Below are 21271 nucleotides of genomic sequence, written 5' to 3'. Positions count from 1 at the left end.
TGCTAATGCGTTTTAGCAAAGATCACTCATCCACCAAACGTCTGCGACGGCCTGCGCAACGTAGGGTCGAACGGGTTGATGCGTGGCCCGATTGCTGCAGCTTCGCGCTTGAGCAACTCCACCACCATCGGCAATCGGCTTGGCCCCAGGCGGTCACTGATGGTCGCCACACTCAACGCTGCGACCGCATGCCCCTCGCGGTTGAGGATCGGCACTGCCAACCCCGCCATACCTTCCAGCACCCCGGTGTTGCGTGCCGCGTAGCCCAAATTGCGAACGTTCTCAACTTCGGAGCGCAGCAGCACTTCGTCATACAAATGAAAATCCTTGAGCCGTGGCAGGTTGTAGCGGATGACCGTCTCGCGCTCTTCCTGCGGCAGAAAGGCCAGAATTGCCAGGCTGCCCTGCCCTACCCCCAGGGCTACGCGCCCGCCGATATCACCGGTGAAGGTACGAATCGGGTACGGGCCTTCGCTGCGGTCCAGGCAAATGGCGTCGAAGCCGCTGCGAGCCAGCAGGAACAGCGAATCTCCCAACGATGCACTCAGGCGCAACAGGCTTGGGCGCACCAGATCGCGCAGGTTGCCAGTCTTGCCGGCATTGGCCGCCAACGCAAAGAACTCCAGGCTCAGGCGATAGCGTTTACTGCGTGCATCCTGCTCGACCATGCCTTCATCCATCAGGCTGCGTAGCAAGCGGTGAGTGGTGGGCTGGGAGAGGCCAACGCGGTGGGCGAGCTGGGTGACACGTTCACCTCCCTCGGGCACTTCACCCAGAGCGCGTAGTAAGGCAAACACGCGGGATACGCCACCAGCACCGACTTCCTTGCCGCTACTATTCCGCTGAATGGAATCTGTATCACTCGATATCAACATAAATTCTGCTCAGTGAATAAATCTTAAAATAGTAGTCCGCTGAATGAAATCCCATCTTCCGCCCATCCTAGTCTTCGCTCTAATCTGCGTCCACAGGGGCGAAACGAACAACAACTGGCAGCCGACTCAAGATCGAGCGTCAACGCACCGGCAACACTCTTTTCGCATCTGCCCAAAACAAAAAAACGCGCTTCGGCGCGGCGGAATAAAAGGTGGAACGCAGACATGGCATTTCTCCAACTCAACGCCTTGAGTAAACGCTACGGCGCCGTTGATGCAGTAGTTGCCACCGACCTCGCGGTGGAAAAAGGTGAATTCGTTTCCCTGCTTGGTCCTTCGGGCTGCGGCAAGACCACCACCCTGCAAATGATCGCCGGCTTTGTCGAGGTGAGCAGCGGCCAGATCCTGCTCGATGGTCGCGACATCACCCGCGCCAAGCCTGCCAGTCGTGGCCTGGGCGTGGTGTTCCAAAGCTATGCGCTGTTTCCCCATATGAGCGTGCGCGACAACGTCGCCTTCGGCTTGAAGATGCGCAAGGTACCGGCCACCAAGATCGCAAGCCTCGTCAAGACCGTACTCGAACTGGTGCGTCTGGCCCCCCATGCCGAACGCTACCCTCGGGAACTCTCCGGCGGCCAACGCCAACGCGTCGCGCTGGCCCGTGCATTGGTGATCGAGCCACCGGTTCTGCTGTTGGATGAACCGTTGTCCAACCTTGACGCCAACCTGCGTGAAGAGATGCAGTTCGAGATCCGCCGCATTCAATGTGCGGTGGGCATCACCACCTTAATGGTCACCCATGACCAGGGCGAAGCGCTCTCCATCAGCGATCGCGTGGTCGTGATGCAGGCCGGGCGCGTGACCCAGATCGACGCGCCGTACAAACTCTATGAACATCCGCGCACGCGCTTCATCTCTGACTTTGTCGGCAAGGCCAACCTGCTGGCCGGCGACTACGACGCGCTCGGTGTCCCCCAAGTGCGTCACCAGGGCGGCGCTGGCCAACTGACCCTGAGCCTGCGTCCGGAAAAGATCCAATTGGTACAAGCAGGTTCAGGCCGCGTGCAAGGCCAGGTGCTCGACCGCTACTTTTTCGGCAGCCAATGGCTGTATCGCATCCATACCCCCCTTGGCGAAATTACCGTGGTGCGCGGCAACGATGGCAGCGCACCGCTTTGCAACGGCGCGGCAGTGGGCCTGCAATGGCAAGCGGATTTGCTGCGGGTACTGGCGGCCGATGAGGTGCACCCATGAGGCGCGGCTACCTGCTCTCGTTACCGGCATTGGTGCTGTTTGGCGGGTTACTGATCTTGCCATTGGTCTTGACGCTGGTACTGTCCTTCAACGTGTTCGATTACCAGGTGGGTGTAAAGGCCGATCAGTGGACCCTGGACCACTACCTGGCATTGTTGAGCGATGCCTATTTCTACGAGATCTTCTGGCGCACCTTCTGGATCAGTGCGCTGGTAACGTTGCTGTGCGTGCTGATCGGGGTACCGGAGGCGTACATCCTCAGCCGCATGGGTACGCCGTGGCGGTCGGTCTTCCTGATCCTGATCCTCACACCGCTTCTGATTTCCGTGGTGGTACGCGCGTTTGGCTGGAGCTTGCTGCTCGGCGCCGATGGCCTGGTCAACCAAGTGATCCAGGCCATCGGCGGGCGCCCGGTGAAGCTGCTGTATACGCCGTTCGCCGTGATCATCGCGCTGGTGCACGTGATGCTGCCGTTCATGATCATTCCGGTATGGACCTCCCTGCAAAAGCTCGACCCCTCGGCGGAACAAGCGGCGCTTTCTCTGGGCGCAAGCCAGGCCACGGTGATGCGCAAGATCGTGTTGCCGCAAGTGATGCCCGGCGTGCTGTCCGGCACCTTGATCGTGTTCGGCCTGGCCGCCAGTTCGTTCGCAATCCCAGGGTTGCTGGGCGGGCGGCGTCTGAAAATGGTCGCCACTGTGGTGTATGACCAATACCTCTCGGAACTCAACTGGCCCATGGGCGCGACTATCGCGGTGGTGCTGCTGTTGGTCAATCTACTGATCATGCTGAGCTGGAACCGAATGGTCGAAGGCCGCTATAAAAAGTCCCTGGGGGTTTAAGCGCATGTCCAGAAACGGTCCTTTGGCCCTCGGTTTCCATGGTTTGGTGGTGCTGTTCATGATGGCGCCGCTGGTGGTGGTGTGCCTGGTGGCGTTCACCCCGGAAAACACCTTGAGCCTGCCCACATCGGGCTTTTCCCTGCGCTGGTTTCGCGCCGTATTCGAACGCGCCGACTTCATCCAGGCCTTCTATAACAGCCTGATCCTGGCGTTTACCGCCGCGTCCCTGGCGACCTTGATCGCGGTACCGGCGGCTTTGGCGATCAGTCGCTATACGTTCCCCGGGCGTAACTTTTTCAGTGCACTGTTTCTGTCGCCGATCATCATCCCGCACCTGGTGCTGGGCGTGGCGATGCTGCGCCTGTTTGCGTTGATGGGCGTTAATGGCAGCTTTACCTGGCTGATGCTGGCGCACGTGGTGATCATCACTCCCTATGTACTGCGCCTGGTGCTGGCGGCAGCGATCGGGATTGATCGCAGTGCCGAGCAGGCCGCCGAATCCCTCGGAGCCGGGCGCTTTACGTTGTTCCGGCAAATCACCTTGCCGATGATTTTGCCTGGGGTGGCCGGTGGTTGGTTGCTGGCGTTCATCAACAGTTTCGATGAGGTGACCCTGTCAATCTTCGTCAGTTCACCTGCCACACAAACCCTGCCGGTGCGCATGTACGTGTATGCCACTGAGTCCATCGATCCAATGATGGCGGCGGTATCGGCGCTGGTGATCGCACTCACCGCAGCGACCATGATTCTGCTCGATCGGGTCTACGGCCTGGACCGTGTACTGGTGGGGAAACATTGATGGCGCTGTTCAAGCGGCTGACCGAAACCCAGCGCCCAGCCCTGGCGTTCACCCTTGATGGGCAGCCGGCCACCGGGCTGCTCGGCGATACCTTGCTGACTGCCATGCTGACCTGCGCCGACCATCTGCGCGGCAGCGATTTCAGCGCCGAACGCCGCGCCGGTTTTTGCCTGATGGGTGCGTGCCAGGATTGTTGGGTACGGCTTGCCGATGGGCGACGCGTACGGGCCTGCTCGACGTTGCTCGAAGAAGGTCACGCGATCAGCCGCGATCCAGGACGGCAGCCATGAAGCCCGTGGCAATTGTAGGCGCAGGCCCAGCGGGCATCGCTGCCGCACGTACGCTGCTCGATCACGGCATAAAACCCTGCTTGATCGATGAGAACCTGCGCGGCGGCGGGCAGATATATCGGCGCCAACCGGCAAACTTCCAGCGCTCGGCCAAACAACTCTACGGCTTTGAAGCGAGCAAGGCGCAGACCGTGCATCGCATCATGGACGAGCTTGCGCCGTTGATCGACTACCGGCCGCAAACCCTGGTATGGAACGCCGAGGACAACCGTCTCGACCTGCTCACCAGCGGTCGCATCGACAGCGTTGAGTATTCGCGCATCATTGTCGCCACCGGCGCCACCGACCGTATCCTGCCGGTGCCGGGCTGGACCTTGCCGGGCGTCTACAGCCTGGGCGCGGCGCAAATCGCCTTGAAGTACCAGGGCTGCGCAATTGGCGAACGCGTAGTGTTTTGTGGTTCCGGACCACTGCTCTATCTCGTCGCTTATCAATATGCCCAGGCGGGCGCCAAGGTGTTGGCCGTGCTCGACAGTGCGCCGTTCAGTGCCCAATGTCGCGCATTACCGGCGCTGCTCAGGCAACCGGCGACCCTGGCAAAGGGTTTGTATTACCGTGCTTGGCTGACGGCCCATGGGATTGCCGTGCATCAGGGCGCAACACTGTCGCAGATCGATGGAGAGCAACGGGTCCACGGCATTCGCTGGGGCGAACAGACGCTGGAATGCGATGCGGTGGCCTTCGCGCATGCCCTGCGCAGCGAAACGCAACTAGCGGATTTACTCGGCTGTGACTTTGCCTGGAATAATCTCAACCGCGCCTGGTTGCCGCAGCGGGACTGCGCTGGGCGCAGCAGCGTCGAGGCGGTGTATCTGGCTGGCGATGGCGCAGGGATCATGGGCGCGGATGCGGCGCAGATGGCTGGCGAATATGCGGCGTTGGCGCTGCTGGAGGATGCCGGCATTACGGTCGATCAGCACCGCCAGGATACGCTGCAGAAGCAGTTGGCGAGGATCCAGGGCTTTCGTCAGGGCCTGGAAACCGCGTTCCCTTTCCCCGAACAATGGGCTGTGCAAGCCCCCGACGAACTGATTCTGTGCCGCTGCGAAGAGGTCAGCGTCGGTGAAGTGCGGGCAGTAGTGGATGAGGGTCACTGGGAAATAAATCGGGTCAAAGCCCATTGCCGCATTGGCATGGGCCGCTGCCAGGGACGGATGTGCGGGTTGGCGACGGCGGAAATTGTCGCCCAGCGCAGCGGGCGTGGCATCGAACAAGTCGGACGCCTGCGAGGCCAAACGCCGATCAAGCCGCTGCCGTTTGGCGTGGAGGGGCAACCATGATCGACGTCATCGTCCTGGGCGGCGGGATCGTCGGCGCTTCGGCAGCTTTGACACTCGCGCGAAAAGGCCAGCGGGTGGCGCTGGTGGAACGGGATTTTTGTGGCTCGCACTCCAGCGGCGTCAATTATGGCGGCGTGCGCCGCCAGGGCCGGCCCTTGCATCAGTTACCGTTGTCCCAGCGCGCCCATCAACTGTGGGCCGACTTGCCAGGCTTGATTGGCATTAGTGGCGAGTACGTGCGCTGCGGGCATTTGAAGCTGGCGCGCAGCCCGGTAGATTTTGCTGCGCTGCATGCGTATGCCGAACAAACCCGTGGCTTCGACCTGGGCTTGCAGCTGTTGGATCGCACTGAGTTGCGCGGGCGTTTCCCCTGGGTGGGCGACGTGGCAGTGGGTGCCTCCTTGTGCCCGGAAGACGGACATGCCAACCCGCGACTAGTGGCCCCTGCCTTCGCCCGTGCCGCCCTACGCCACGGCGCCGAGGTGTACGAGCAAGCCGAAGTGATCGGCATCGAGCACAACAGCCAACAGTTCCAGGTGCACTGTGCCAATGGCTTGCATCTGCAAGCCCCCTGGCTGCTCAACTGCGCCGGTGCCTGGGCCGGCAGTGTCGCTGCACAGTTTGACGAGCCGGTACCGATTACCTCGGCGCACCCGGCGATGCTGGTCACCGAACCACTGCCGGTGGTGATGACTGTCAATACCGGTGTCGAGGGCGGAGGGATCTATGCGCGGCAAGTCGCCAGGGGCAACTGCATCCTCGGCGGCGGTCGCGGCTTTGCCCTCGGCCCACAGCAAGCCAGGCCAGGTCAGGCCGCGCTGCTGGAAATTCTGCGCAATGCCAGCGAACTCTATCCATTTCTCAAGGGTGCCCAGGCGATCCGGACCTGGAGCGGCACCGAAGGTTACTTGCCCGATCACGAACCGGTGATCGGCCCCAGCAGCACCCAACCTGGCCTGCTCCACGGTTTCGGCTTCGCCGGCGCCGGGTTCCAGCTCGGCCCCGCAGTCGGCGAAGCCCTGGCAGAGATTGTCTGCGCAGGGGCCAGCCGCCAACCCATCGAAGCGTTTTCCATCCGTCGTTTCCAAGCCTGAGAGGAAAAACATCCATGCACTCACGCATCGCTTTATCCTGCTTGTCCCTCGCCTTGCTCACCGGCACCGCCCAGGCCGCCCCCACGCTGTACCTGGGCATGAACGGCGGTACCATGGAACGGGTGTACGCCGACAAGGTGCTGCCCGCCTTCGAGAAAGCCAACAACGTCAAGGTGGTGATCGTACCCGGCACCTCCTCGGACATCCTTGCCAAGGTCCAGGCCAACAAGGCCAACCCGCAGATGCACGTCATGTTCCTCGACGACGGCATCATGTACCGCGCGATCTCCATGGGCCTGTGCGACAAGCTCGCGCCAAGCCCGACCCTGGAGCAGATCCCGGCCAAGGCCAGAATCAAGGACGAAGCCGTGGCCGTAACACTGGGCGTCACCGGCCTGGGTTACAACGCCAAGATGTTCAAGGACAAGGGCTGGTCCGCACCCACCTCGTGGATGGACCTGGCCGACCCGCGTTTCAAGGACAAAGTGGTGTTCCAGTCCCTGGCCTCCTCCACCTTTGGCCTGCACGGTTTCCTGATGTTCAACCGCATCCAGGGTGGCGATGAAACCAATGTAGAACCGGGCTTCAAAGCCTGGCCTACGAGCGTCGGCCCCAACGTACTGGAATACATCGCCAGCTCCGCGAAGATCTCCGAGATGGTGCAAACCGACGAAGCCGCACTCTTCCCCCTGACGCCGACCCAGGTCGCCACGCAGAAGCTGTTGGGCATACCCATGGAATATGCGCAGCCCAAGGAAGGCGCGGTGGTTCTCAACGTGGCCGAATGCGTGATCGCCCGCAATGACCAGCCGGAACTGGCGCAGAAACTCGCAGCGTTCTTGCTGACCGCCGAGGCCCAGGCGCCGGCGCTGGAGGACGGCGACCAGATCCCGTCGAACCCGACGACGCCCACCACCGAAAAGACCCGGGCACGGGTGGAAGCCATGCAGGGTTACTTGCAGACGGCGATTTCAATTGACTGGGACCAGGTTAACCAGGCGAGGCCGGAATGGAATGCGCGGTGGAGTCGCTCGATTGAGCGTTGAGGCTTGAGCGCTGCGCAATCGCGGCCAGTTCATCGCGGGTGCTACTGATGACAGCACCCGCCTTGAGCAACTCATTGACCGCCTGTACACCCCCCTCCTCGCTGATGCTGCGGCACGCCGGCAGGTGCAGGACCACTTGCAATCCGGCCTTGAGCAACTGCAACGCAGTGGTCTTGACGCAGTAGTCCAAAGCCAGGCCGCCGACGATCACACGCACCACCCCTCGGGCCTTGAGGTATTCGATGACGCCGGTGGACAGTTTGTCATGCAGGTCGTGGTAGCAGGCGCCATATGGGTGCAGGTCGGGTTCGACGCCCTTCCAGACGAAGTAGTCATAGTCATAAGGCGTTGGCAGTTCGTCGAGCAATGTGAAGCCTTCGGTGCCCGGTACGCAGTGGCTGACCCAAGTGACATCGGCGTGGGCAAGGCCGGTGGGTTGCAACATCTCGCTGTGCTGCGCAACCACCCAAGGGGCGTGCGGGGTGTGGGCGTCCTTGCTGCCAATGCGATGACCGGCGAGGCTGGCCATGTAGTTGAGTTCGGCGCCAATGCGGTCGCCACCGACCACCGGCAATTCGTTGGGGCACAAAGGCGTGAAGCTTTTCTGCGCGTCGACGTCGAATGAAGCGATGGCGGTTTTCGCAAGGGTCATGGTGATTCTCCGGTGGCAGGCCCCAGGTGACGGAGTGTCAGTCACTTTATAGATGGCTGGCAACACCACCATGGGGGCAAGTCGAATCGTCGCACCGACCCTCCTAGTTTTTAACGGTGCATGGCTTCAGTTCATCCAGTTGCCGCCATCCACGTTGTAGGTCTGGGCCACCACATAATCGGCTTCCTTCGACGCAAGGAAGATCGCCATTCCAGTCAGATCTTGCGCCGTGCCCATGCGCCCGAACGGTACCTCATCCCCTACCCGCTTTTTCTTCTCGCCAGGTGCCAGCCCCTCATGCCTGGCAAACAGTGCATCAACTGCGTCCCAGTGCTCGCCGTCCACTACGCCCGGGGCGATGGCATTGACGTTGATGCCCTGCTTGATCAGGTTCAACCCCGCCGATTGCGTCAGGCTGATCACCGCGGCCTTGGTCGCACAATAGACGGCTACCAACGGCTCACCCCGTCGTCCGGCCTGGCTGGCCATGTTGATGATCTTACCGCCATGGCCCTGGCTGATCATCTGCCGGGCCGCGGCTTGTAGCGTGAACAGGGTGCCGGCGACGTTGATCGAGAACAGCCGCTCAAAGCTGTCGCGGGTAATGTCGATAATAGGTGCCAGGTCGAACAGCGCAGCATTGTTGATCAGGATATCCAGCTTGCCGGCATGGGCCACGACCGCGGCGATGGCGGCGTCGATGCAAGCTTGATCGGTGACGTCCATCGCCACGGCATAAGCCTGGGGGCCCAATTCGGCGGCGGTGGCCTGGGCGCGTTGCAGGTTGATGTCGGCAATGGCAACGGTAGCGCCTTCAGCAATATAGGCCTGGGCAAATGCTCGGCCGATACCCCGCGCCGATCCGGTGATCAACGCGCTTTTACCTTCGAGTCGTTTCATCGCGGTGTCCTGTAAAAATGAGTTCGGGTCGCCGGCACATTGCACCTGTTGTTTTTGTGGGCGTGCTTCGATTACAGCAGCTCGGCCTGGCCCTCACAAACGACTGGCGACTGCGCGGCTGATACTTTTTTGACCTCAAGCCCAGGATCAAAAAAGTACCAGTGCAAAGCAAAACCGGGGTAGCACACTGATTGCCGGTGCGCGTATTTTGAGTCCATTGCACAACGACAAGAGGCAGCACCATGCCCATCAGCCGCGCCAGCCCGTTCGAGCACCGCCCTGCGGAGCTTGAAGTGATCCTGCCCGAACCGGAGCATGGTTTTCGCTGGTTCGAACATGACTATCCCTATGAGCTGGCGCGCTGGAACCACCACCCCGAGTTCGAGATTCACCTGATCCGCCAGGGCAGCGGCAAGCTGGTGGCGGGCGACTATATTGGTGCGTTCAGCGCCGGTCATGTCGCGTTGATCGGTCCTGACCTGCCCCACGACTGGATCGGCGACCTGGCGCCGGGCGAATACCTGAGCGGCCGCGACGTGGTGCTGCAGTTCGACGGCGCCGCCCTCCTCGCCCTGCGCACCACCCTGCCTGAGCTCGGCGATCTACAACCGTTGTTTGAACGGGCGCGATGCGGTCTTGAATTCACCGGCGAAGCAGCAACAAGTGCGGCACGGCTGATGGAGGCCATCGGCAGCGCCCATGGCCTGCAACGCCTGACCCTGTTTCTGCAGCTGCTCGACACCCTGAAGAACGCCTCGCCCACACAGGCCAAGACCCTGGCCAGCCCGTACTACGCACCCACCCTGGATGCGCGCAGTGCCGATCGCATCAACAAAGCCTTCGATTACCTGATGCGCGAACTGACCGGCGACGTGCGCCTATCGGACATTGCGCGGCAATTGGAGATGAGCGAGCCGGGCTTCTCGCGTTTTTTCAAGCGCAACACCGGCCACGGTTTTATCGACCTGATGCGCAAGTTCCGCGTGCAACGTGCCTGCCGGTTGTTGTTGCAAAGCCAGATGTCGGTGGCGGATATCTGCTTTGAAGTGGGCTACGCCAACCTGTCCAATTTCAACCGCCACTTTCGCATCGAAATGCACCAGACGCCGAGCGAATACCGGCGGCAGACTGCACTGCATTTATTCAACCCCATCGCCAATCAACCACCACGCGCCAAGCTCACCTATTGACCCAGTGCCTGTTGCGCCAGGCAAGCCACCCGCAACTCAGCCTCGGCGCGCTCGCGTTCCTGATCTTCCAGAAACCAGGCGGCGGACAGCCCAGCGTGAGCCACCACCCATTGCAGCAGACGCGTGCGCGACAGCCCCGCCGCCTGCGTAATCACCTCGACCTGGCGGCTGAAACGCTGCGGGTCGCTAGCAGTAGGCAAATCCGGATTGCAGATCAGGTTGACGTAATCGTAGCCGCGCTCACCCACCACACGTTTTGGATCAATCGCCAGCCAGCCCCGAGGGCCGAAGTCGAGAATATTGTTGTGATGGATATCTCCGTGCAGCACCACCCTATCCTGTTGCGCCACCAACAAGGTACGGGCCATCGCCGCGCAATCGCGTAGCACGCCACCTTCGCGCTCGGCGGCGTTCCACAAGGCATTGAACCATTCATCCAGCCCAAGCAAACCCTCGGGCGGCGACGCACGGGGCGCATGCAGTCGGGCCACGGTGGCGCAGGCGATCTGACTGGCTTCGTCGTCCTGGCCATTGAGGGCCATGCGCATCAAGGAACCTGGCCCAGTGGCGCGCTCCATCAATACTGCGGTGTGGTCATGAGCAAACACCTGCGCCGCGCCGTCGCCCGCCCACCAACTCAACAAGCGACCGCCAAGTTTTTCTTCCGAGGTATGGGCAATTTTCAACATCGCCGCCATGCCTTGCCAGCGCACCGGCAAAAGGTGACTGCCAGGCGTAACGATAGGCTCGCCATCGGCACTCAAGCTCCAGGCGCGCAGATAGTGATCGAACATATGGGTGCTCCAGTGAGTGGACACAGGATGACATGTAACCTGCTGGTTTTCTGACCAAAGCGTCGGCTAATTCGCATTTTTTCCAAACAGTTCAAGCCATTGACACAAGTTGGTACAGCCTGTGCAAACGTTTGCGGAACGAACTTGGCTGCCAAGTTCAGCCCTACCCGATGAATCGGGCTAAACCGTGTACGAATAAGGACTTTCAATGCATCCCACCTCTAAGCCTCGTGCTTGCCTTGGTGTTTCCCTGCTACTGGCCGCCGTTACGGGAGTACTCAGTGGCCCCATTTTGGCGCAGCAAAAGCCCGTCGATGATTCAGCCCAGGGCGAAACCCTTAGCCCTGAGGCCAGCCCACCGGCGAAAAAAGGCGTTTACCTGTCGGAGTGGTTCAACCAGGACCTGACGCTGATCGGCAGCAAAGACATCAGCTTCGGCCCCAAGCCCCAGGATGACGTCTACCTGGAGTACGAGTACTTCGGGCGCAAGGGGCCCTTTGAGCTGTACGGCTATATCGACGTGCCGAAGATCCTCACCATCGGTAACAGTAATGACAAAGGTGTATGGGACCATGGCTCGCCGGTATTCATGGAGCATGAACCGCGGATATCCATCGACTACCTCGCAGGGCGCAGCCTGGCAATCGGCCCGTTCAAGGAGTGGTATGTGGCCTTCGACTGGATTTACGATCACGGCAGCCATAAGGAAAACCGCGCCAACACCCTGTACAGCGGCTTGGGCACCGATATCGACACCCACTCGCGGGTCAACCTGTCGGCCAACTTCTATGGCCGCTATCAGTGGGAAAACTACGGCGCCAGCAATGAATATTCCTGGGATGGCTACCGCGCGCAGATGAAGTACATCGTGCCCATCGGCAAGTTCGACAACGGTGCTTCGCTGACCTATATCGGCTTTACCAACTACGACTTCGGCTCGGACCTGCACAAGGACAACCCGGCGCGCACCGCCAATTCCCTGGTGGCTACCAACGTGTTGCTGTACGCGTTCACCCACCTGCGCTTTACCCTGGTGGGTCGTTACTTTCACAACGGTGGCAACTGGGAAGACGGCAGCGAGTTGAATTTCGGCGAAGGCAACTTCCGCGCCCGCTCTGATGGCTGGGGTTACTACGCCGGCGTGGGTTACCAATTCTGATCAAGGAGCTGTACATGAACGCACTGACTCGTATCTCGCTGGCCGTCGGCCTCGCTCTGCTGCCCCACGTAGTGCTGGCGGATAACCCCGCACCGATCAAGCCCAAGGTGATGTTGATCACCATGTTCGCCCCCGAGGCGCAAACCTGGATCGACCGCCTGGAACTCAAGCAGGAAGTACGCGTGCCAGGGCTGTCTGCCGAATACCCAGTGATTCGCTGCAACACCCAGGACGTGTGCCTGCTGGTAACCGGCATGGGCCAGACCAACGCCGCTGCGTCGACCCTGGCCCTGGCCTTGTCGCCCAAATTCGACCTGCGCCAGAGCTATTTCCTGATTGCCGGTATCGCCGGTATCAGCCCCAAGCACGGCACCATCGGCACCGCCGCCTGGGCCCATTACCTGGTGGAGTTCGGCACCCAGTGGGAGCTGGATTCACGGGATGCGCCCAAGGACTGGCCGACCGGTTATATCGGCATCAACACCAAGGGGCCCAACGAAAAGCCACCGCTGGACTACAAGACCGAAGTATTCGAGCTCAACCCCAAGCTGCAAGCCAAGGCGTTTGCCTTGTCGCACACGGTGGAGCTGACCGAGAGCAAAGAATCCGCCGCCTGGCGCAAGCACTATCCCGACGCCCCGGCCAATCAGCCGCCGCAAGTCACGCGCTGCGATACCCTGGCGGGCAACACTTGGTTTTCCGGCACTCGCCTGAGCGAACGCGCCGAAGTCTGGACCAAGTTGCTCACCGACAATAAAGGCGAATACTGCACCACCCAGCAGGAGGACAACTCCACTTATGAAGCCCTGCTGCGCGCCAGCCGTGAGGGCCTGGTGGATATCCAGCGCCTGGCCGTGGTGCGCGCAGGCTCCGATTTTGACCGGCCTTATCCGGGTTACAGCGAGGTCGACAACTTGCTCAAGTATGCGGACCAGGGCGGCTTTGTACCGGCACTGGAAAACCTGTACCGCACGGGCATCCCGCTGGTGCAGGCGATTGTGAAGCAGTGGTCGGCGTGGGAAAAAGGCGTACCCGAGGTCGAGTAAAGATATGAAGTGGGAGGGGCTTACCCCCTCCCACATTTGAGACGATGTCACGGCAGCAGGATGAATTTGTCCGGGCTGCCGCTGTTCACTTGCTCATAACACTCAACTCCATCAGCCAACGCCACTTCGCGCAGGCCGGTGGGCAACGGCAACAACCCCTCATCAAAGAACCGCCCGAACGCCCCTAACATCACCGCACATTGCTCACAGCTATAGAGCAACGAATTGACGCCTACCACCGTCCCCCCCTTGCGATACAGCGCCAGAGCCGGCAGTTGCACGTGGCCGTCGACCGGCGCGGCAATGATTGCGATACGGCCGAAAGGCGCCAACCCCGCCACTGCAGCGGGCAGCCAGAAACCGCTGGTATCGAAGATCACCTCGGCGCCGCCCTTGAACACGGCGTGCACTTGTACGCCCAGTTCCTGCGGTTGGCCCAGGGCAATCGCCTCCACGCCTTGCGCCTGTAAGACATCCACCTGATCAGGGCGACGCACCGCTGCCAGCACCTGCGCACCACGAAGCTTCGCCAGTGCCAACGCCGCGCTGCCAACGGCACCATTGGCGCCGATCACCAGCAACCGCGTGCCCTTGCCCACACCACTGCGTTCCAGCGCATCCCAGGCCGTGGTATACGGCACGCCAAGGCTCGCGGCCTGGGTGAAGCTCAAGTGACCGGGCTTGGGCACCACGCCTGTGGCCAATACCCGAAGGTATTGGGCATGGGAGCCGTCAGCAAAAAAACCCAGGTCGCGACCGGTGCCCCAGACTTCCTGACCGAGCAAGGCTGGCGGACCTTCGACCACCACCCCGGCAAAATCACGCCCGGGAATGCGCGGCAGCGTGGTGTAGGGAAACCGGCCGAGTACGTTTTTCACATCGCTGGGGTTCAGACCGGCGGCTTTAACCTGGACCAGCACTTCATCGGCAGACGGTACGGGCGTGGCAACATCGACCAGGCGCAGGTCGGCGAGGTCGCCACTGGCGCTAAATTGTAGTGCTTTCATTAAAGGCATCCGTCGAAGAAGAAAAGGATCAGGACAACCAACCGCTGACCAACTGCCGCCCCATGGGCCACAACTGTTCGCCGAGCAGCATGCCCATCAGCCCCACCAGAGCAATGGCCGGCGGTGCGGGCGAACGGAAGCCCAGCACGCCGTAGATCACGCCGACAAACAGGCCGATGGCCAAGGAAATCAGATAGTTCATGGTGACTACGCCCGGTTGATTGATGGGCTCAGCTTAAGGTGCGACTGGCTTCGACATCGGCCAAGTGCTTCAGGATTTCGGCCAACCCGCGTACTGCGAAGGCGATACACCCAGTTCACGGCGGAACATGTCGCTGAAACTGCTGGGCGAATACCCCAGGCCGCGGGCAATGCCGCTCACCGACTGGCCCTGGACCAGCTCCGCGGCTGCCGTCGCCAACTGCACCTGGCGCCGCCACTCGGCAAAGCCCATGCCCAAGTGGTTCTGGAACAGTCGCGCCAGGGTGCGCACGCTGGCGCCCGCAGCCTCGGCGTGCTGCTCGAAGGGGATTTCCAGAGAGGGCGCAGCCATGACCGCCTGGCATACACTGCTTAGCCGACGATCAGTCGCCACCGGCATGGCGATGCGAATTGGGGAGCGACGTGCGCGTTGCAGCTCAAGCAGGGCCAGGCCGACGACCGCCTCGTAGTAGCCGGCATCGCCGTGATCGCCTTGTTCAACCAACGTCACGATCAATTCGCGCAACAACCGGCCTACTTCGATGACCTGCACCTGGCTGTCAAGCGTCGCCGCCAATGCCGGACGCAGGTAGATATTGCGCATCTGCAAGTCGGAGACAACACGGATGCCGTGTTCGACTCCCGGCGGCAACCACACGGCGCGCTGCGGCGCAACTATCAGGGCTTCACGGGGCGTCTCGACCCACATCACGCCGCTCATCGCATAGAGCAACTGGCCCCAATCATGGCGATGGGGCTCCACATACAACCCACGCGGGTATGTGCGTGCCAGGGGCTGCACTGGGACGGCTTGATCACTGAGGTCGGGGGGCGCGGCCAGGGCCATGGCGGGTATATGTCAATCAAGGGAAAGGCGACCATGGTAAAGACTGGCCGCCGACAAGCGAACTGTTTTTACTCACCCGGCAGGCCCGGGTTGTCCGAGCCTGCAGGTAGATCACGTCAGGTGCGGGCCGACTTGGCGCACTCACAGCCGGTCGCGGCGGCGCAAGGCTCACCGTGGGCATGGTGCTCGGCACAGCTCTGGCAGCAATAACCTTTACCGTCCTTCATGATCGCATCGGCACCCAGTACGCATTTGCAGTGTGGGCAAGCACAGGTTTTATCTGGCATGGTCAGACTCCTTCTTCATGGTCGTCCCGGTGCAGCGAACGCCACACCTTAAGCAGTGACTCCACGCAGAGCGCCAAGGTTCAGCGCCGTCAGTCGGCCGCCCGGGTATTGCTGCGGTACATGAACACCAGTGCCAGCGCCAGGCACAGCATCGCCACGATGCGGCTGCCCGACAATTCGATCGCCGGGTTGCCCAGCCAGCCAAAGTTGTCGATCAGCATGCCCATGCCCAACTGCCCGACAATCACCGCCACCGTGGCGACCGCCGTGCCAACCACAGGCACCGCGCCGACCATCACCAGCATGTACACCACGCCGAACAAGGCGCCGGTCAATTGCCATTTCGGCACATCCAGCAGGCTGACGGCCTGAGCCGGCTCGAAGAAAAATATCAACAACGCCGTGGTGAGTGCACCAACGGCAAAAGTCAGCAGGCTGCTGCGCAATACCCCAACCGTCTGGCCCAGGCGCCCATTGATCGCGGCCTGCACACTCAACACCGCCCCTGCCGCAATCACCACCACCAATAACAGAATCAGATTCATCGTCTTACCCTCGTGCAATCAGGACCAATGCCGCCACAATCAACGCCAGCGCAATCCAGCGTTCGCCATTGACGCGCTTGCGCGCCGTGCCGAACCAACCGAAGTGGTCGATCAATACACTCTTGCCCACCTGGCCGGACAGGATCGCAATCATGGTCATGGCGATACCGATGTGGGGCGTGGCTAGGGTCAGCACCACCACATACATCGGCCCCAGGAACCCACCAATCAACTGCCAGCGCGGCAGTTGGGTAAATGCCGGGCCCTGCTGCGGGCCGCTGAACAGCAGCAGTAGAAGGAGAATCGCGGTGCCGACGCCGAAGATGCTCAAGGTCGCCCACAAATGCCCGACCTGCGCGCCCAATGGCCCGAGCAGGCCAGCCTCCACCGACAGGCCCATGCCCGCCAGGATCACCAACGGCAACAACAGCAACCGCAGAAAATTTTTGTTAGGTCTGGCCTGCGCCACACCTTCAATAGAACGTGCCTGCATGGATCACCTGCGCATCAACAAAGAAAACATGGCGCGCATTATCCGGTGGCCGTCCTGTGCGATAAATGGGAGCATGCAAACAACACCTTTGCGCAATACGCACAGCCAGGAGAGATGATGCGGGGTTTGAATGAGCTGAGTTTCAAGGCGCTGCGCCTGTTCGTCGCCGTGCTCGACCATGGCAGTTTTTCCGAAGTGGCCCGCCGAGAAAGCCTAGCGCCCTCCTCCATTTCGCGGCAGATTCAACTGATGGAACAGGCCCTCGGCCAGCAATTGCTGTACCGCCACACCCGCGCCGTAAGCCCCACCGAAGCCGGGCGCCTGCTGGGGCGTCACGCGCGGCTGGTATTGGAGCAGCTGGAAACGGCGAACCAAGCCCTGCAGGAACAAGACAGTGAGCCCAGCGGGCTGGTGCGTATCAATGCGCCGATGGTATTCGGCCAGCGCCACCTTTCACCGTGGTTGGGGCAACTGTGCCGGCGTTACCCGAAGCTGCAACTGGATATCCAGCAAACCGATACCTTCGTCGACCCACTGCAAGACGGCACCGACCTGCTGTTTCGCATTGGCGTGCTCAATGATTCGGGTATGCAGGCACGCATCTTCGCGCCCCAGCGCTTTCGCATCGCCGCCAGCCCCACCTACCTGGCGCAACACGGCACGCCGCGCCACCCCGACGAACTGGTCGACCACCACTGCCTGGCCTACAAAGGCATCACGGGCCAGCAACGCTGGTTCTTCCGGCGCGGCCAAAGTGACTGGACCTCCTACAGCGTCAAGGGCCCGATCACCGGCAACCACGCCGACACCCTGACCCACGCCGCCGAACAGGGCCTGGGCCTGGTGGTGTTTCCGTCCTGGCTGATTGGCGAAAGCCTGCGCGCCGGCAGTTTGCAGGCTGTGCTGACTGAATATGAAGTGGCGACCACCCTGGAGCCCCAGCAGATTGCCGCACTGTGGCCGGGCAGCCGGAGATTGTCGTTGAAAGTGCGTACGGTGATCGACTATTTCGTGGAGTGTTTTGGGACGGTGCCGTATTGGGATCGGGAAGTGAAGCCGCCCTTGCTAATGGTGCCACCGAGGGAAAATTCCTCGGAAGAAAAGTAGGCCCGTTCTGATTTTACGGGCCAGTATTTCTGGATACCGATCGCTGGGGCAGACTTTGGTTTGTTCTTTCTTGGAGATATGCCATGGATGTCGTGTATTACAAACCATCACGCGCGGAACGAGCAGCTTTGGCCGGTGGTCGAGCCGTCTTTGATAGCTCACGTAGTTTTGGCTATATTTGGCCAAAACACGGGGAAGACAACATGATTACCGTTCCTCTGGGTGAGGCAAAAAACAACCTGTCCAAATTGGTCGACGATGCCGCCGCCGGTAAAATCATCACCATTGCCAAGCATGGGCGCGCAATGGCACAGCTGGTGCCCGTGGGTAAATCCAACGGACAGCGGATTGGCGCAATGAAGGGAAAGCTGGTCATCCCTGAAGATTTCGACGCGCCACTACCTAGCGATTTACTGGATGCATTCGAGGGCAACCACTCGTGAGACTGTTGCTGGATACCCATATTCTGCTGTGGGCGCTCAACGATGACCCCAGACTATCCAGCAAAGCTCACAAGCTGATTGAAAATGCCGCAGACTCATTGGCAATGTTGGTGTAGGCCTGGATTCCAGCGGCCCTATATCATCAATCCAACAACCACTGCCCAATCAACCACGCATTCGCCCCACTGATCACCGCGAACAGGAACCACGCCAACAGCCGCGTGGGCAATCGATTGACGAACGGCCCCATCAACTGCTTGTCACCGGTCATGCGAATCAGTGGATACAGCGCGAACGGCAACTGCAGGCTGAGTACCACCTGGCTGAGAATCAGCAGCTTGCCGATGGCATCGTCGCCCATCAGCCATACCCCAAGGAACGCCGGGATCAACGCCAGTCCGCGAGTGATCAGGCGGCGTTGCCAGCAGGGTATGCGCAGGTTCAGGTAGCCCTCCATGATCACTTGCCCGGCAATGGTGCCGGTAAAGGTCGAACTCTGCCCAGACGCCAGCAACGCGATACCGAACAGGATGCTGGCGAAGGCGCCACCTACCAGTGGGTCGAGCAGATGATAGGCGTCCTGGATTTCCACCACATCGGTATGGCCCGTCTTGTAGAACGCCGCAGCGGCCAGCACCAGGATCGCTGCGTTGACCAACAGTGCCAGAGCCAGGGAACCGATGGTGTCGATACGCGCCAGCTTGACCGCGTCCTGCTTGCTCGCCAGGTCCTTGCCGATCAGGCGCGTCTGCACGATGGAGGTGTGCAGGTAGAGGTTATGGGGCATGACCGTGGCGCCAAGGATGCCGATCGCCAGGTACAACGGCGCCGCGTCGCTGATCGCCGACAGTGAAGGCGTGAAACCGCTGAGCACGTCCGGCCAGTAGGGTTTGATCAGCACCAGTTCGATAAAGAAGCACACGCCGATGGTCGCCACCAGCGCCAGCATGATCGCTTCAAGGCGGCGGAAACCGCGGTTTTGCAGGGCCAGGATCAACAGCGTGTCGAAGGCGGTGATGACAATGCCAGTGGTCAGCGACACGCCAAGCAGCAGGTGAAACGCCAGGGCGCAACCGAGCACTTCGGCAAGATCGGTGGCGATGATGGAGATTTCCGCCAGCAGCCACTGGGTACGTGAGGAGCGCTTGCTGTAACGCTCGCGGCACAGCTGCGCCAGGTCCTTGCCAGTGGCGATGCCCAGCCGTGAGCACAGGCACTGCACCGCCATCCCCGCAAGGCTGGCCAGCAGCACCACAAATAGCAGGCTGTAGCCGTAGCGTGAACCGGCTTCAATGGCGGTCGCCCAATTGCCCGGGTCCATGTAGCCAATGGAGATCAACAAGCCGGGGCCGGCGAACATCAACATGCGTTTGAAAAAGGACGCCTTGGGGTCAACGGCAACAGAGCCGGCCACTTCCGGCGGGCAGAACGGAGCGGTAGCGATTTTCGGCAGGTTGAATTTCACGCGCAATTCCAGACAATACACTAGGCTTGGGCAGCAGCTTATCAGTCGGACGCGACTGTGCGCATCACCGTATCTCGCGGCAAATCAAAGGCCTCTACCACTTGCACAACCAGGTCCAGCTCCTGGTTCAGCGCCTCGCGCTCCATGCGCTGACGAATCACACCGACCACCAATACCGCCAAGGTGGTGATCGAATACGCCGGGCCGGAAAACGCTCGCACGCCGCTGACCAGCAACATCGCCGCAGCCAGCGCCTGGCCCACCACCGGAATCGCCGTGGCTGCACCCCGACGCAGGATAAACCCGGTCAGCCCGGCCAGCGCGGTACCGCTCAAGGCGGTGGTGGCCGAGCGGCCCACATCGAAGCGCGTGAACAGCCCCTGCTCTTTTTGCGCCGCAGCCTTGAGTTCGGCGTCGAACGCCTGACGGTCGGTGCGGCTGAGTTTGTCCTTGTACTGCTCGATCAGTTTTTCAGCGACCTGCGCTTCGATATCCGCCAGCACCACGCTTTCAAGTGGCTCGTCGAACTTGATGCCCAGGCGTTGCGCCACCTCCTCGGCAATCTGGCGATAGCTCACCCCGTGACCACGGGCCAGGTTCATGAAGCTGTCACCGCCCATGCGCTGCAACTCGATGGCCAGTTTCAGCGGTTCACGCACACTGGCGTCGATCGAGGCACTGCGCTTTTGCGCCATCAGCTCGGCGAGGAACTTCAGCTCTTCAGGACGCGCCTGCACCAGCACCGGGAACAGTTCGGCATCCTCTTCGGCAAAGCGCACTTCGCTGCTGCGCAGGTCGGCGCGGATCAGGCCACGGCGCTCCTGCAACAAGTCGGTGTACTGCACCACCGTCTTCAATTGCGGCCAATAAGCGGCATGATCGAAGCTGGCCAGATGCACATTGGTGACCTTGGTCTTGAGTGCAGGCGTAACGTCAATCGCATAACGGCCGATGCAGCGCTCGCTATCCGGCTTCAAGGCCAGCGCCCAGTCCTTGCTGGAATGGCAGTTGATCAGCCGGCCCTTGAGCGGCGCCGACACGTCATCCCAAGGGCTTGACGTACAGATCGCCCCGCCCATCAGCAACAGGTTATTCAACGGCAGCTCGCGGGCGATATCGGGGCTGGCCAACAGACTCTTGACCAGAATACGTGCGCCCAGGGAATGACCGATCAGGTTGATGCGCCGCACCGGCAGCGCCTCGTCGTGCAGGTAGCCGGCCAGTTCAGGCAACAAGGTCCTGGCCACTTCATCGACCCGCGCCTCGACACTTTTGTAATGGTCAAGAAAATAGGCAATCGCCCTACCGACGCCCACCGTCGCTGCGCCCAGGCCACCACCGCCAAGCATCGAAGCGATCACATCCTTGAACGGCGCGAACAAGTTTTCCAGAAAGTGCCCCGCCGGCCAGAACAGCATCAGGTTGGTCGAGCCTTCGATACCCGCCAGTTGTGCCTTGAAATTGCCCAGTTGCTGGCGGTTGAAGAAGGCCGAATAACCGTGAACATAGAGATTGAGCACATCCCCCTGGGGCTCGCCACATAGAACGAATGTGGGCTTGCGGGTGCGGTGCATTTCATCCCACTGGTGTTGCAT

At 61.0% G+C, this 21271-nt stretch carries 24 protein-coding genes and 1 pseudogene; 13 read left to right on the top strand and 12 right to left on the bottom strand.

Annotated elements, in window-relative coordinates:
- Positions 1–26 precede the first annotated feature (26 nt).
- On the bottom strand, positions 27–875 hold the full coding sequence (locus E4P01_RS11380; RefSeq protein WP_032876330.1) for an IclR family transcriptional regulator: 849 nt from the start codon (positions 873–875) through the stop codon (positions 27–29).
- A gap of 225 nt (positions 876–1100) precedes the next feature.
- On the opposite strand from E4P01_RS11380, the gene E4P01_RS11375 reads away from it, so the two are divergent.
- From E4P01_RS11375 to E4P01_RS11345, 7 genes are read left to right on the top strand one after another with little or no spacing between them, the layout of a single operon-like run.
- Positions 1101–2129, top strand: coding sequence for an ABC transporter ATP-binding protein (locus E4P01_RS11375; protein WP_078821097.1), 1029 nt, complete (start codon positions 1101–1103; stop codon positions 2127–2129).
- A complete protein-coding gene (locus E4P01_RS11370; protein ID WP_216091216.1) occupies positions 2126–2971 on the top strand; it encodes an ABC transporter permease in 846 nt (281 codons plus the stop codon). The genes E4P01_RS11375 and E4P01_RS11370 overlap by 4 nt, the downstream gene beginning before the upstream one ends.
- A 4-nt stretch (positions 2972–2975) precedes the next feature.
- Complete coding sequence (locus E4P01_RS11365) at positions 2976–3770, top strand: ABC transporter permease (protein WP_005787620.1); 795 nt, start codon at positions 2976–2978, stop codon at positions 3768–3770.
- Positions 3770–4060 carry a (2Fe-2S)-binding protein gene (locus E4P01_RS11360; protein WP_005787618.1) on the top strand — a complete coding sequence of 97 codons (291 nt, stop codon included), beginning with the start codon at positions 3770–3772 and terminating at the stop codon, positions 4058–4060. Before E4P01_RS11365 ends, E4P01_RS11360 begins: the two co-directional genes overlap by 1 nt.
- Positions 4057–5400, top strand: a complete 1344-nt coding sequence (locus E4P01_RS11355; RefSeq protein WP_248130003.1) for an NAD(P)/FAD-dependent oxidoreductase — start codon at positions 4057–4059, stop codon at positions 5398–5400. The genes E4P01_RS11360 and E4P01_RS11355 overlap by 4 nt, the downstream gene beginning before the upstream one ends.
- Positions 5397–6494, top strand: coding sequence for an FAD-dependent oxidoreductase (locus tag E4P01_RS11350; protein WP_216091214.1), 1098 nt, complete (start codon positions 5397–5399; stop codon positions 6492–6494). Before E4P01_RS11355 ends, E4P01_RS11350 begins: the two co-directional genes overlap by 4 nt.
- A 14-nt stretch (positions 6495–6508) precedes the next feature.
- The gene (locus tag E4P01_RS11345; protein ID WP_078821091.1) at positions 6509–7540 is read left to right on the top strand and encodes an ABC transporter substrate-binding protein; all 1032 of its coding nucleotides are present in this window, start codon (positions 6509–6511) and stop codon (positions 7538–7540) included.
- On the opposite strand, the gene E4P01_RS11340 is transcribed toward E4P01_RS11345, so the two are convergent.
- Positions 7485–8192: a nicotinamidase gene (locus tag E4P01_RS11340; RefSeq protein ID WP_248130001.1), complete on the bottom strand. Its 708-nt coding sequence runs from the start codon at positions 8190–8192 to the stop codon at positions 7485–7487. The genes E4P01_RS11345 and E4P01_RS11340 overlap by 56 nt on opposite strands.
- A 126-nt stretch (positions 8193–8318) precedes the next feature.
- Complete coding sequence (locus E4P01_RS11335; RefSeq protein ID WP_032876342.1) at positions 8319–9092, bottom strand: L-iditol 2-dehydrogenase; 774 nt, start codon at positions 9090–9092, stop codon at positions 8319–8321.
- Positions 9093–9334: 242 nt separating this feature from the next.
- Between E4P01_RS11335 and E4P01_RS11330 the strand changes: the two genes are divergently transcribed.
- Entirely contained in the window at positions 9335–10282 is a 948-nt protein-coding gene (locus E4P01_RS11330; protein ID WP_216091213.1) for an AraC family transcriptional regulator, read from the top strand.
- On the opposite strand, the gene E4P01_RS11325 is transcribed toward E4P01_RS11330, so the two are convergent.
- Complete coding sequence (locus tag E4P01_RS11325) at positions 10276–11076, bottom strand: aminoglycoside phosphotransferase family protein (RefSeq protein WP_216091212.1); 801 nt, start codon at positions 11074–11076, stop codon at positions 10276–10278. The two genes, E4P01_RS11330 and E4P01_RS11325, sit on opposite strands and share 7 nt — an antisense overlap.
- Positions 11077–11284: 208 nt before the next feature.
- On the opposite strand from E4P01_RS11325, the gene E4P01_RS11320 reads away from it, so the two are divergent.
- Together E4P01_RS11320 and E4P01_RS11315 are read left to right on the top strand one after the other, a co-directional pair.
- On the top strand, positions 11285–12235 hold the full coding sequence (locus tag E4P01_RS11320; RefSeq protein ID WP_005787604.1) for a nucleoside-specific channel-forming protein Tsx: 951 nt from the start codon (positions 11285–11287) through the stop codon (positions 12233–12235).
- Positions 12236–12249: 14 nt separating this feature from the next.
- On the top strand, positions 12250–13281 hold the full coding sequence (locus tag E4P01_RS11315) for a purine nucleoside permease (RefSeq protein WP_078821089.1): 1032 nt from the start codon (positions 12250–12252) through the stop codon (positions 13279–13281).
- Between the two features lie 47 nt (positions 13282–13328).
- On the opposite strand, the gene E4P01_RS11310 is transcribed toward E4P01_RS11315, so the two are convergent.
- From E4P01_RS11310 to E4P01_RS11285, 6 genes are all read right to left on the bottom strand, one after another.
- Positions 13329–14288: a zinc-binding alcohol dehydrogenase family protein gene (locus tag E4P01_RS11310; RefSeq protein WP_032876348.1), complete on the bottom strand. Its 960-nt coding sequence runs from the start codon at positions 14286–14288 to the stop codon at positions 13329–13331.
- Positions 14289–14316: 28 nt separating this feature from the next.
- Complete coding sequence (locus tag E4P01_RS11305) at positions 14317–14490, bottom strand: DUF1427 family protein (RefSeq protein ID WP_078821088.1); 174 nt, start codon at positions 14488–14490, stop codon at positions 14317–14319.
- 69 nt (positions 14491–14559) lie between these two features.
- Positions 14560–15336: a helix-turn-helix transcriptional regulator gene (locus tag E4P01_RS11300; RefSeq protein ID WP_216091211.1), complete on the bottom strand. Its 777-nt coding sequence runs from the start codon at positions 15334–15336 to the stop codon at positions 14560–14562.
- A 116-nt stretch (positions 15337–15452) separates the two neighbouring features.
- The gene (locus E4P01_RS11295; protein ID WP_078821086.1) at positions 15453–15623 is read right to left on the bottom strand and encodes a metallothionein; all 171 of its coding nucleotides are present in this window, start codon (positions 15621–15623) and stop codon (positions 15453–15455) included.
- Positions 15624–15712: 89 nt separating this feature from the next.
- Positions 15713–16168, bottom strand: a complete 456-nt coding sequence (locus tag E4P01_RS11290) for a DMT family transporter (protein ID WP_032876352.1) — start codon at positions 16166–16168, stop codon at positions 15713–15715.
- A 4-nt stretch (positions 16169–16172) separates the two neighbouring features.
- A complete protein-coding gene (locus E4P01_RS11285; RefSeq protein WP_216091210.1) occupies positions 16173–16661 on the bottom strand; it encodes a DMT family transporter in 489 nt (162 codons plus the stop codon).
- Between the two features lie 117 nt (positions 16662–16778).
- On the opposite strand from E4P01_RS11285, the gene E4P01_RS11280 reads away from it, so the two are divergent.
- The 3 genes and pseudogenes from E4P01_RS11280 to E4P01_RS11270 all read left to right on the top strand — a co-directional run.
- Positions 16779–17768: a LysR family transcriptional regulator gene (locus tag E4P01_RS11280; RefSeq protein WP_216091209.1), complete on the top strand. Its 990-nt coding sequence runs from the start codon at positions 16779–16781 to the stop codon at positions 17766–17768.
- A gap of 83 nt (positions 17769–17851) precedes the next feature.
- Positions 17852–18211 (top strand): type II toxin-antitoxin system prevent-host-death family antitoxin, encoded by a 360-nt coding sequence (locus tag E4P01_RS11275; RefSeq protein WP_248090394.1) that lies wholly within the window; start codon positions 17852–17854, stop codon positions 18209–18211.
- A pseudogene (locus E4P01_RS11270) lies at positions 18208–18306 on the top strand (PIN domain nuclease); the annotation flags it as partial. The gene E4P01_RS11275 and the pseudogene E4P01_RS11270, both read left to right, overlap by 4 nt.
- A 47-nt stretch (positions 18307–18353) precedes the next feature.
- Here the strand turns inward: E4P01_RS11270 and E4P01_RS11265 are convergent.
- Both E4P01_RS11265 and E4P01_RS11260 read right to left on the bottom strand, forming a co-directional pair.
- Entirely contained in the window at positions 18354–19676 is a 1323-nt protein-coding gene (locus tag E4P01_RS11265) for an Nramp family divalent metal transporter (protein ID WP_078821083.1), read from the bottom strand.
- A gap of 41 nt (positions 19677–19717) precedes the next feature.
- Positions 19718–21271, bottom strand: coding sequence for a DUF726 domain-containing protein (locus tag E4P01_RS11260; protein ID WP_216091208.1), 1554 nt, complete (start codon positions 21269–21271; stop codon positions 19718–19720).

This window comes from Pseudomonas sp. NCIMB 10586 (assembly GCF_023127895.1).
Taxonomy (GTDB): Bacteria; Pseudomonadota; Gammaproteobacteria; order Pseudomonadales; family Pseudomonadaceae; genus Aquipseudomonas; species Aquipseudomonas synxantha_A.
This window is presented reverse-complemented; position numbering and strand designations above follow the sequence as displayed.

Excerpts from the sequence above, each read along its gene's own strand:
- E4P01_RS11355 (WP_248130003.1), top strand. The coding sequence starts at position 4,057 with ATGAAGCCCGTGGCAATTGTAGGCGCAGGCCCAGCGGGCATCGCTGCC.
- E4P01_RS11335 (WP_032876342.1), bottom strand. The coding sequence starts at position 9,092 with ATGAAACGACTCGAAGGTAAAAGCGCGTTGATCACCGGATCGGCGCGG.
- E4P01_RS11305 (WP_078821088.1), bottom strand. The coding sequence starts at position 14,490 with ATGAACTATCTGATTTCCTTGGCCATCGGCCTGTTTGTCGGCGTGATC.
- E4P01_RS11375 (WP_078821097.1), top strand. The coding sequence starts at position 1,101 with ATGGCATTTCTCCAACTCAACGCCTTGAGTAAACGCTACGGCGCCGTT.
- E4P01_RS11315 (WP_078821089.1), top strand. The coding sequence starts at position 12,250 with ATGAACGCACTGACTCGTATCTCGCTGGCCGTCGGCCTCGCTCTGCTG.
- E4P01_RS11365 (WP_005787620.1), top strand. The coding sequence starts at position 2,976 with ATGTCCAGAAACGGTCCTTTGGCCCTCGGTTTCCATGGTTTGGTGGTG.
- E4P01_RS11310 (WP_032876348.1), bottom strand. The coding sequence starts at position 14,288 with ATGAAAGCACTACAATTTAGCGCCAGTGGCGACCTCGCCGACCTGCGC.
- E4P01_RS11370 (WP_216091216.1), top strand. The coding sequence starts at position 2,126 with ATGAGGCGCGGCTACCTGCTCTCGTTACCGGCATTGGTGCTGTTTGGC.
- E4P01_RS11300 (WP_216091211.1), bottom strand. The coding sequence starts at position 15,336 with ATGGCCCTGGCCGCGCCCCCCGACCTCAGTGATCAAGCCGTCCCAGTG.
- E4P01_RS11260 (WP_216091208.1), bottom strand. The coding sequence starts at position 21,271 with ATGCAACACCAGTGGGATGAAATGCACCGCACCCGCAAGCCCACATTC.
- E4P01_RS11360 (WP_005787618.1), top strand. The coding sequence starts at position 3,770 with ATGGCGCTGTTCAAGCGGCTGACCGAAACCCAGCGCCCAGCCCTGGCG.
- E4P01_RS11345 (WP_078821091.1), top strand. The coding sequence starts at position 6,509 with ATGCACTCACGCATCGCTTTATCCTGCTTGTCCCTCGCCTTGCTCACC.
- E4P01_RS11280 (WP_216091209.1), top strand. The coding sequence starts at position 16,779 with ATGCGGGGTTTGAATGAGCTGAGTTTCAAGGCGCTGCGCCTGTTCGTC.
- E4P01_RS11295 (WP_078821086.1), bottom strand. The coding sequence starts at position 15,623 with ATGCCAGATAAAACCTGTGCTTGCCCACACTGCAAATGCGTACTGGGT.
- E4P01_RS11285 (WP_216091210.1), bottom strand. The coding sequence starts at position 16,661 with ATGCAGGCACGTTCTATTGAAGGTGTGGCGCAGGCCAGACCTAACAAA.
- E4P01_RS11330 (WP_216091213.1), top strand. The coding sequence starts at position 9,335 with ATGCCCATCAGCCGCGCCAGCCCGTTCGAGCACCGCCCTGCGGAGCTT.
- E4P01_RS11320 (WP_005787604.1), top strand. The coding sequence starts at position 11,285 with ATGCATCCCACCTCTAAGCCTCGTGCTTGCCTTGGTGTTTCCCTGCTA.
- E4P01_RS11275 (WP_248090394.1), top strand. The coding sequence starts at position 17,852 with ATGGATGTCGTGTATTACAAACCATCACGCGCGGAACGAGCAGCTTTG.
- E4P01_RS11350 (WP_216091214.1), top strand. The coding sequence starts at position 5,397 with ATGATCGACGTCATCGTCCTGGGCGGCGGGATCGTCGGCGCTTCGGCA.
- E4P01_RS11340 (WP_248130001.1), bottom strand. The coding sequence starts at position 8,192 with ATGACCCTTGCGAAAACCGCCATCGCTTCATTCGACGTCGACGCGCAG.
- E4P01_RS11290 (WP_032876352.1), bottom strand. The coding sequence starts at position 16,168 with ATGAATCTGATTCTGTTATTGGTGGTGGTGATTGCGGCAGGGGCGGTG.
- E4P01_RS11325 (WP_216091212.1), bottom strand. The coding sequence starts at position 11,076 with ATGTTCGATCACTATCTGCGCGCCTGGAGCTTGAGTGCCGATGGCGAG.
- E4P01_RS11380 (WP_032876330.1), bottom strand. The coding sequence starts at position 875 with ATGTTGATATCGAGTGATACAGATTCCATTCAGCGGAATAGTAGCGGC.